8 protein-coding genes are annotated in these 9818 nt (G+C 70.2%); 4 read left to right on the forward strand and 4 right to left on the reverse strand.

Features of this window, described 5'->3' with window-relative positions:
* A partial coding sequence (gene fxsT / locus AWX74_RS14835) for an FxSxx-COOH system tetratricopeptide repeat protein (protein ID WP_131799463.1) occupies window positions 1-1572 on the reverse strand: 1572 nt, incomplete at its 3' end.
* A 35-nt stretch (window positions 1573-1607) separates the two neighbouring features.
* Window positions 1608-1760: a hypothetical protein gene (locus tag AWX74_RS40005; RefSeq protein ID WP_165615636.1), complete on the reverse strand. Its 153-nt coding sequence runs from the start codon at window positions 1758-1760 to the stop codon at window positions 1608-1610.
* A gap of 368 nt (window positions 1761-2128) precedes the next feature.
* Between AWX74_RS40005 and AWX74_RS14845 the strand changes: the two genes are divergently transcribed.
* Together AWX74_RS14845 and AWX74_RS14850 are read left to right on the forward strand one after the other, a co-directional pair.
* On the forward strand, window positions 2129-2575 hold the full coding sequence (locus AWX74_RS14845) for a hypothetical protein (RefSeq protein WP_226931255.1): 447 nt from the start codon (window positions 2129-2131) through the stop codon (window positions 2573-2575).
* The gene (locus AWX74_RS14850) at window positions 2566-3582 is read left to right on the forward strand and encodes an ATP/GTP-binding protein (protein WP_091276950.1); all 1017 of its coding nucleotides are present in this window, start codon (window positions 2566-2568) and stop codon (window positions 3580-3582) included. The genes AWX74_RS14845 and AWX74_RS14850 overlap by 10 nt, the downstream gene beginning before the upstream one ends.
* Window positions 3583-3821: 239 nt before the next feature.
* Here AWX74_RS14850 and AWX74_RS42040 read toward each other — a convergent pair whose 3' ends face one another.
* Entirely contained in the window at window positions 3822-3947 is a 126-nt protein-coding gene (locus AWX74_RS42040) for a hypothetical protein (protein WP_278184630.1), read from the reverse strand.
* Window positions 3948-4182: 235 nt separating this feature from the next.
* On the opposite strand from AWX74_RS42040, the gene AWX74_RS14855 reads away from it, so the two are divergent.
* Window positions 4183-7167 (forward strand): helix-turn-helix domain-containing protein, encoded by a 2985-nt coding sequence (locus tag AWX74_RS14855; protein ID WP_131799464.1) that lies wholly within the window; start codon window positions 4183-4185, stop codon window positions 7165-7167.
* Between the two features lie 436 nt (window positions 7168-7603).
* Here the strand turns inward: AWX74_RS14855 and AWX74_RS14860 are convergent, their stop codons facing one another.
* Window positions 7604-8092 (reverse strand): hypothetical protein, encoded by a 489-nt coding sequence (locus AWX74_RS14860; protein ID WP_091276955.1) that lies wholly within the window; start codon window positions 8090-8092, stop codon window positions 7604-7606.
* Between the two features lie 798 nt (window positions 8093-8890).
* Here AWX74_RS14860 and AWX74_RS14865 point away from each other — a divergent pair.
* The gene (locus tag AWX74_RS14865; RefSeq protein WP_091276959.1) at window positions 8891-9700 is read left to right on the forward strand and encodes a hypothetical protein; all 810 of its coding nucleotides are present in this window, start codon (window positions 8891-8893) and stop codon (window positions 9698-9700) included.
* Window positions 9701-9818 lie beyond the last annotated feature (118 nt).

Consider the following 9818-nt stretch of genomic DNA (forward strand, 5'->3'; position numbering starts at 1 on the left):
CAGGGTGTCGGGGTGGTCGTCGCCGAGGATCTGGCGGTAGCGGTGGAGGGTGTCCTCACGCAGGCCGCGTGCCACCTCGTACTGCCCGAGCTGGTGCATGGTATTGGCGAGGTGGTCGGCGCTGCGCAGGGTGTCGGGGTGGTCGGGGCCGAGGAGCTGCTGGTGGTGGGTGTGGAGACGGGTGGCGGTGTGGTGGGCGAGGTGGATCTGGCCGCTGCGCCCCAGGTATTCGGTGAGGCGGCGGGTGGCGGCGCGGAACGTCGAGGTGCTGGGACTGGGGGTATCGAGGAGCGCGAGCAGGTGGGGGGTGAGTTGCCGATAACTGTCCCAGGCTTCTGGCTGGTCGGGGTTGTCGGGGGTTGCGTAGGCGAGTGCGTCGGCGGCGACGGTGGCGGGGTCGGGTTGGGTGCTGGTGGGGGTGTGGATGCGGATGACGGCCTGGGTGATGCGGTGGAGGTGAAGTGTGGTGTGGTCGGGGTCGTAGCGGGCGAGCGCGAACCGGTCGAGGGCGTTGACGGTGGGGATGACGGAGTCCTCGGTAACGGTGGTGAGCAGCCCGGCGGGGAGGGGTTCGGGGGCGTAGCAGGCCAGGACCTGCAGCCGTCGCAGCGTGGTGGGGTTGTCGGCGCCGAGCCGGTCGAGGGAGGTTCTCAGCGAGGCGACGACGCCGGCGGGGTAGTCGCCGGGGGCGTGGCTGGTGGCTTCGGAGAGGTTGGCCTGCAGCAGGCGCAGGTAGCTCTCGACGGTGGCGCCGGTGACGGCGAGGTAGGCGGCGGCCTGTTCGACGGCGAGGGGGAGGCGGCCGACGGCGTCGGCGACCTGGATGGCCTGGGCCGCGGTGAGCGTGGTGCGGCGGGTGAGCAGGGCGACGGCCTCGGTGGGGGTGAACTCGCCGATCTCGTGCGGGGTGCCGAGGCTGGCCAGTGCCCGGCTGCGGGCGGTGACCAGGACGTGGCCGGGTCCAGTGGGGATCCAGGGGTGCAAGTCGGCGGGGGTGTCGACGTTGTCGAACACCAGCAGCCAGCCAGGGCGTTCCGCGAGAGCGGCCAGGGCCGCGCGGGCGCGGGTGGGAATGTCGTCCTGGCCGCCGACGGGTAGGTCCAGGGCGGTGGCGAGGGCTGCGAAGTCCTGTTCGATCAGGCCGGGCTGTTCGGCGCGGACCCACCAGACGAGCGGGTAGCGGTCGGCGTGCCGCCAGGTGTACTCGACGGCGAGCTGGGTTTTCCCAGCGCCGCCCATCCCGCACAGCACCTGCACCACCGGCCGGCCGGGCTGGGTGGGAGGGCGGGTGAACCCGTCGCGCAGGCGGGCGAGCGCGGTGTGGCGGCCCACGTAGGAACCGTGCCGGGCCTGAACGTTACGGATCTGGCGGGCCCGTCTCCGGCGAGCCCGGGCGGCGGCTTCGAGGCGGGGGGCGTAGACGGTCAGGGCGAGCGCGAGGGGAAGACCGAGGACGGTCACCACGCTCGAGGCGTCACCGAGTCCGAAGACCACCACGCTGGCGATCGCGGCTGCCACCGATCCGATCATCAGCCACAGCCGCCAGCCCACGCTTTCCCCCACAGCCGACATGATCCGCTCTGCCGGCGGCCGGGCGGATCAACGGGTCACACCCGGTCGGGACGGCGGCGGGGGTGGGCGGTGCAGCGGCCGTGGCTGTAGCCGAGGGCTTGGGCGAGACGGCTGTCGGCGGGAACCATCGGCGACCGGATTCGGGTGGTACGGGCCTTCGCCGCGCAGTCGCCCAGCGTTCGGTTCATCCCAGTGATCTTGTGGTTCTTTTGGGTCATATGGTGACTCCAAATGACTAGCTGAATCGTGGGCCGAATGTGTCAAATCGTGCTGGTGTGTCGTCTTGACTAAGAAGTTCGGACGGACCGGTTTGTGTCCGGCGAGGCAGGCTGAAGGGGACGCTCCGTCGTAAGGGCGTGACGGACCGGCGCTGGAGGTTTGCGAGATGGACGTGGCGGCTCCTCGTTCGGATTCTCGCGGTCGCCGCTGGACGGTCCGCGGGACGGCCGTCGGACTGCTGGCTGCGGGCGTGCTCGTGGTCTCGTGCAGCTCTGATGACGGTGCCGAACCGGCCCCCGGTCCGGCACCGTCGACGAGTCGATCCCCGGCGCCGCAGATGACGCCGACACCAACGCCGACGTCGCCCACTGATACTGCCGGGCAGCGGGCGGTGGCCGCGTATGTCGGTCTTTGGGGGGCGATGGCCGAGGCGAGTCATACCTCGGACTGGCAGTCGCCCGAGTTGGCGCGGTACGCGTCGGGGGACGCGCTGCAGGCGGTTTCCGGCGGCCTGTATGCCGATCACTACAACGGGCTGGTGTCGAGCGGCGCCCCCTTGCTGCATCCGGAGGTCACCTCCGAGGAGCCGGCGGACGCGCCGACGACGGTCAGGGTGTTCGACTGCTCCGACAGCACGAACTGGCTGCGCCACCGCGCGGACGGGGCGCCGTTCACCGACGAGCCGGGCGGCCGGCGGGCCGTGACGTCCGAGGTGCGCCAACATCAGGACGGGTCGTGGAAGGTGACCCGGTTCGCTGTCGAGCCGGTGGGATCATGCGGCTGAGACGCCTCGTCCTCACCGGGGCCTGCCTGCTGGGGTTCCTTGCCGCAGGCGCGCCGGCCTTCGCGGACAGCTACGCCACCACGGACTGCGCGCAGAATCCCATCCCGGGCTGCGATTTGGCCGCGGGCGGTAGCGGCCTCGCACCCAGACCGCCCGGCGGGCAGGCGCCGCTACCGCGAAGTAGCGGGGGCGGTAGCTCCGGCCGCAGCGGGGCGGCCCCGCCGGGCGACGTGGCGCTCGACCCTGCGGATGTCGCGCACTGCTCCTACGTCCGCAGCGACTTCCAGCCCACCGCGGAGGCGGTTCAGCCGGTGCGGTTCCGCCGGGCCCCCGACGGGGGTCTGCGGGTGGTCGCGGCGATCGATCGGCCCGGCCCACTTCTCGCGCGACCGGCCGCGACGGGTCCGGATGGGCGGTCGGGTGCTTGGTATGTCTACCAGTGCCAGACCGACGGGGTGCGGGACGCTCTGTACCGGCCGCCGGTGTGGATACCCGACGGTCAGGGAGGGCCCGCGGCTGGCGGGCCGGATGTGGGTGGGCTGGCGGAGCAGGCCCGGAGCCAGCTGCGGCTGCAAGGCCCGGCGATCGCGCTGAGCCCGACCAGCCGGCAGTTGATCCGCCTGCCGACCTGGATGTGGCTCGACCCTGCGGGTTGGGAGCCGGTCTCCGCGACGGCAGCCGCCGGCGGCGTGTCTGTGACCGCCACGGCGACCCCCGCGGGGGTCGACTGGTCGATGGGCGACGGCACCCAGGTCCACTGTGCCGGGCCCGGCACTCCTTACCCGGCTGGCGGTGACCCGAAGGCGTCGTCCCCGGACTGCGGTCACACCTACCAGCGCGTGTCAGAAGATCAGCCGGGCGGAACGTTCCCCGTGACTGTCACGCTGACCTGGAACGTGACCTGGGCCGGCGCCGGTCAGACCGGGGCGTTCGATGGCCTGACCACGGTCTCGACGGTCCAGGTTGAGGTGATTGCCATCCCCGCGCTGATCACCGGGGGCGGATGACCGCGGGGCACGGCGCCGTTGGTCCGTGCCCCACCTCGGGCTCACCTCGACGAAGCCGCCCGCGTGGCCGAACCCGGCGAACGAGGCAAATGAACCACTACCGGGAGCGAGACAGGTCCGCGACCAGGCCTGGGCCATACGGGTGGCGGATTCATCCGCACCGGTCAGCCGCCCTGGCCCTGGTCGCGTCGGGCCCAGCGCTCCTCGCGCGCACGGCGAGCGAGCTCCCCGCCGTCGGTTCAGCCATGGTTGTGCGTCGGCCGGTGGCGGTTACGGAGGTCGGTGACGAGGCGGATGACGGCGCCGACGAGGCTGAACAGCCCGCCAAGCATGGGCGCGAGGTCGATCAGTTCGGTGTCGTGCATGGTCGTGGTTCTCCTGTCGGTACGGGCGGCTGGGCCGCTGGGGTGACAGGAGACAGTGCACCGGATCATGGACATGTCCGGCTACAGTGCCGGACAGACCCGGACAGACCGTCGCGCCACCTGCGGTGGCGCGGCGAGGTGCAGGTGTCCGGGCGGCCGGGCGACGGCGGATCCGGACAGCCGTCCCGCCGCCAGCGGCCGGCGGATCATCGGGCTGGGTGTACGGGGGGAGCACGTGGAACGCGACAGGTCGCTGGACGCGGTGGTGGTTCCAGACCCGTCCGGCGTGAACTCTCCTGAAGGTCTCGCCGCCGCGTTGGGCGCGCTGCGCCGCCGCGCCGGCCTGTCGGTCCGCGACATGGAGATGACCGCGAGGAAGCGTGGCTTGAGCCTGCCTCGGGCCACGGCGAGCGACGCGGAGAACTCCGCCAGGCCACGGCCGTCGAAGCGGACCGTCAGCGCGTTCCTCGACGTGTGTGATGTGCCGGCGCCAGAGCGGGTGCAGTGGTTGGCCGCGTGGGAACGCGCCGGCAGCAAGGTGAAGGACCCACCTGCGGGGTGGGTACGCGTGGAGGACGCCGACCCGTACCGGCTGGGCGTGCACCGGCCGATCCAGGTGGACGGGGCGGAGGACGACGATCTGCCGACCTATGTGGCCCGGGACGTCGACGAGGCGGTCGGCGGTGTGCGCTCCAGGCTCGCGGCGGGGGCCGAGCATGGCGGGTTCGTGTTGTTGGTCGGAGACTCCTCGGCTGGTAAGACCCGGACGGCCTACGAGGCCGTCCGGGCCGAGCTGCCGGGCTGGTGGCTGGTCCACCCCGCCGACGCGGTCGAGGTCGGCGCGCTGGTCGCGTGCCGCCCCCGCCGGCTGGTCGTCTGGCTCGATGAGATCCAGAACTACCTCGACGCCGACCCGGACCTGACCGCTGGGGTGCTGCGCGACCTGTTGGACGGGGCGGGTCCGGTGGTGGTGGTTGCCACGATCTGGCCGTACTGGCACAGCCTCTACACCTCGCTGCCCGGCCGGGACGGCAACGAGGACCTCTACCGGGAGCAACGGATGCTGCTGCGCCTGGCCAGAGAGGTACAGATCCCGGGCGCGTTCAGCGACCGTGAGCAAGGCCGAGCCGAGCTGGCCGCGCAGGCCGATCCCAAACTCCGGACCGCGCTGGCGATGAGCGGCTACGGGCTGACCCAGACCCTGGCCGCCGCTCCGCAGCTGGTCGCGCGCTGGGAACGGGCCCGAGGCGCTGGCGGGCCGAGCCGTGGGCCCTACCGGTGGGCAGTGCTGACCGCCGCGCTGGATGCCGCCCGCCTGGGCGCCCGCGGACCCCTGCCGACCCGGCTGCTGGAGGCGGCAGCGCCTGGCTACCTCAACGACCATGAACGGGCGCGTGCGCCCGCCGACTGGTTCGACGACGCCCGCGCCTATGCCATTGACAACACCACGATGCACGGCGCCGCCGCCGCACTGGAGCCAACCGGCCCCGGCGGCATGGGCCAGGTCACCGGCTACACCCCCGCCGACTACCTCGTCCAGTACGCCACCCGTACCCGTCGCCGCGAGCGGCCACCCGCCAGCCTCTGGATCGCGCTGCGCGACCATCTCACCGATCCTGCGGACGTCCACCGCGTCGCTGATGCCGCGTTCGACCGCTACCAGTACGGCGCCGCGGTCCCGCTCCTGCATAAGGCTGCAGATGCTGGCTACCGGTCCTCGGCCGGTCGGCTCGCCGGGCTGCTGCTCGAGGTCGGGGATGTCGACGGCCTGCGTGACCGAGCCGCGACCGGCGACGGCGAGGCGGCCCACGTGCTCTCCCAGCAGCGGACCAGAGCCGGGGACCATGAGGACGCGGCCGATGTCCTGCGGCCGGCTGCCGACGCAGGCGACTGGCGTGCCGCCGCCCGGCTCATCGACCTGATGCTGGAGGTCGATGACCTCGACGGGTTAGCCGCGCGTGCCGAAGAGGGAGACAAGGAAGCAGCAATCGCTCTTGCCCTGCGTTTAGCCGAAGCCGGGGACGTCGACCAGCTGCGAGCACGCACCGACACCGGCGATCCGGCAGCCGCCGGGACACTGGCCGAAATGCTCGCCAAGGCCGGCGACGTCGATGAACTGCGAGCCCGGGCGGGCGCGGGAGACATCTGGGCCGCTGGCTGGCTCGGCGAACTGCTTGTCAACGCCGGCGACCGTGCCGGGGCGATCGCCGTTCTGCGTGCTGCCGCCCGCGACGGCGTCGAGGAGGTCAAGGATGTCGACCAGTTGGCCTGGCTCCGGACCCGCCTTGCCGATTTGCTCCTCGAGACCGGGGATCACGACGGTGCGATCGCCGTGATGCGCGCCGCCGACATGAGCGACCCCGACGCCGTTGACGACCTGGTCGACGTGCTGGTCGCCGTCGGTGACCGGGACGGGGCGATGGCCATCCTGCGTCCGGTCGCCGACGCGGGTGGCCGGCACGCGGCCTCCCATCTCGCCGAGCTGCTGGTCGAAGGGGGCCACGTCGACGAACTACGGGACCGTGCCCTCGGTGGCGACCAGGAGGTCGTCTTCAGACTGGTGGACGTTCTGCTCGCCGCGGGAGATCGCGCCAGCGCCATCACCATCCTGGCGGCCTGCGCCGACGCTGGCGACTGGGAGGCCGCCGACTGGCTCGCCGCGCTCCTGCTCGAGGACGGCGATCGTGACGGTGCGATCATCGTCCTGCGCGATCACCTCGACGCCGACGACGGTGGTAACTGGATCATCCGTCAACTCGTCAGGCTCCTTCACGAGGCTGAGGATCACGAAGGCCTGATGGATGTCCTGCGCGCCCGCACGTCCGCTGGCGACACCTGGGCGACACAGCGGCTCGTTGAGCTCCTGGTCGAAGCTGGAGACGATGAGGGCGCACGTGCTGTCCTTCGCGCCCGCGCGAATGCCGGTGCCGCGCGCAGCGCCTTCCGGCTCGTGACCATGTTGACTGCGGCCGGAGACCGCGCCGGTGCGATCGCCGTCCTGCGCGCCCATGCCGATGCTGGCAACGGAGTAGCCGCACTTCAACTCGCCACCCAGCTGAGTCGGGACGGAGAACTCGACGAACTAAGTGCCCGTGCGACCGCCGGCGACACCTGGGCCCGCGCCCGGCTGCACGCGGTACTGAGCGCCGATGATGATCAGCGGCTGCACCGCTATGGCCTCACGATGGAGGGGGAGGTCGCCGACGGCCCTACCTGGTGACCCATCAGACCCACACGAGGAGGTCTTCCGTGCCCCCCGTGCCTCCGCTGCGCCGATCACTTGGCGCGGGCGGTGGGATTCCCGTCCGACCCTGCCTGGTGGCCCTCCGGCCGGACACTGGTCACCCCGCCGTGTCCCCCCGCGATGGCGACGCTGTCCGTCCGGGTCTGTCCGGCACTGTAGCCGGACATGTCCATGATCCAATGTGCTGTCTCCTGTCACCCCAATCACCACATCGACAGGAGAACCAAGCCATGGACCACGACACCAACCTGGCTGACTCGCGCCCGCGCTCGGCGGATTCCTCAGCCTCGTCGCCGCGCTCGTCCGGCTCGTGACAAGCCTCCGCGAGCGCCGCCAGCCGACACCAAACGCCGACTGAAACCCCAGCCCCACACCCGCGCACGGGAGCGGACAGGACAAACGGCGGCAGGCGCTATATATCGGATCGCCGGTCACGACGGGCATCCCCGGGTGAGGCGTGGCCGGTTAGCGGGGGCGATGGCCTGACCACGGTCTCGACGGTCCAGGTGATCGCCATTTTCGTGCTGATCACCGGGGGAAGTTGATCGTTGGACTCGCCCTTCGCAGGGGCGGATCCCGGCGCCTGGTTCGCGGTGATCTCTTGGCCGACGCCATGGAGAGCGGGGTCGCTGACCGCCCGTTCCAGGGATTTCTCGTCGGATTCGACGTGGTGCTCACGCCGGAGGTTGTACAGCCGTGGTACGGCCAGGGTGACGCGGGAACCGAGTTGCGGGTAGCTGCTCGTACCCGCTGAGGCTGTCGTTCTGGCCGCGAGCATGTCGCCCATGGTCATCGATCGCGGCACGCCAGCCCCGGTCATCCCCGGATGGGTGATGTCGCGCAGGAAATCTGCTCTGGCGGTCTCGGTGAGACGGTCCAGGGCGGGCGTCACACGTGCCATATCGCAGGACAGTAACGGGCGCCGGTATCGTGACGCATAGCGGCTGCGCCTATGTTGGGCGAGAATTGCATGTGCGGACCCCGGGCTGTGTGCCGCGACCGAACAATCCGGCCGACAGCGATTGTGGTGGGCGCGAAGGCTGCGGACGGTCGGTACCGCTGCGGCGGGCTGGCGCCGGGCATGCCAGTGGAGCACGCAGCGAGTGCACAGCGGGGCTGTGACCTGCGCGTTGGCCGCGTAGGCCGAACCGCTCGCCGTGCTGCGGCCTATTGCCGAGAGGTCAGGCTTCGTCGGCGGTGTACCCCATGCCCATCGGGGGCCCCGTCCGGTAGCCCATCCGATACGCATCCCGGTCTCCCATTTGATGGGCTATCCCTCCATCGAGAGCTCGCGCAGGTCATCGTCCTGCTGGCGCCGCCCAAAAACAGCCCGACTGGTACCCCCGGGTACGGGGAGATAGTCGGGACGGCGGTAGGAGAGCGGCGACGGGTGACCGGCAGGACAGGCGGAGAGGCTTTTGTCTGGGTAGACCCAGTCCGTTGAGGTGCTTTGCATTCCGCTTCTCTGTTTTTGCCTTTCACTGTTCTGGTGGTTCGGTTCGGTTTTATCTTTCCTTTGTTCGGGATGTGATTCGAAAAAGGTCCTCTGCTGCGGAAATGTGGTCGGGGGAAGCTTTAAGAAATCCAGGAATTGCGGGTCGTCGGTATTGATTTCCGTTGGAGGGGGAGGGATTATTGGTTATCGGCGCGTTGCGCCTGGCGTGCGGCGCGAAAATCCCCCACCTGCGTGGAGTCTTCCATGTCGAATTCCTTTGTTTCCTCGTTCTTTTCCCGGGACATTCCTTCCGTTGTTGCCGAGGCGGTCACGGTGGAGGACATGGCGCGGGTCACCGAAGCGGACTGGTCCGCGATCGCCGAGCACGCGCACCGGTATTGCTGGAAGGTGGACGCGTCCCGGTCCCGCAAGCGCGCTGACCGGTCGGCCACGATTGCCCGGGACGGACGCGGGATCTACGGCAGCGACGACGTGTCCGACGACATCGCTCAGGACGCAGTCCTGATCTTCGCACGCCGATTCGGCATGATTGTCCGTGGATGCGTGGTCGCCTCCGTCGACGTGGCTACCCGCGAACCCGACCAGTGGCAGTACCAGCCGAAGAATGGGGAGATGTTCCTCGCGGACCGTGCACTGATCCGCCAGTGGGCCGTCCAGGACGCCGCCAAGCGCAACGGCTACCGTCCCGGCAAGCCGGAAGCGACCACGCCCGACGTGGCGGAGCGGCAGGCCAAGCATCTGGCCGCGTCCACCTTCCTCGCGACCATGTCGGAAGTGATCTTCGCTGCGGCGTGGGGAGACGGACGCGACTTCCCGACCCTGCAGAAGGTCATGGACGTGGCGAACCAGGCCGATGACCTGGGACGCACCGGCATGTTCGCGACCGTCGCCCAGCAGACCTACGGGGGCAAATACGGATCACGCCGCTCCGTGATCAAAGTCCGGGACGCTGCCCATGCGGAAGCGCGCGAACTCACCGAACGCTGCGACGCGATCCGTGACGAACTCACCCACCGTGACCAGTCGAGGAAGCGCCTTACCGCCGACGACTGACACAGCCGCTACCCAACGGAGCCTCCGAGCACCATGCTCGGAGGCTCCTTCCGGTTCAATCCCCTCGGTGGCCTCGGTGGCCTCGGTGGCCTCGGTGGCCTCGGTGGCCTCGGTGGCC

Origin of the sequence: Parafrankia irregularis (assembly GCF_001536285.1) — a bacterium.
Classification (GTDB): Bacteria; Actinomycetota; Actinomycetes; order Frankiales; family Frankiaceae; genus Parafrankia; species Parafrankia irregularis.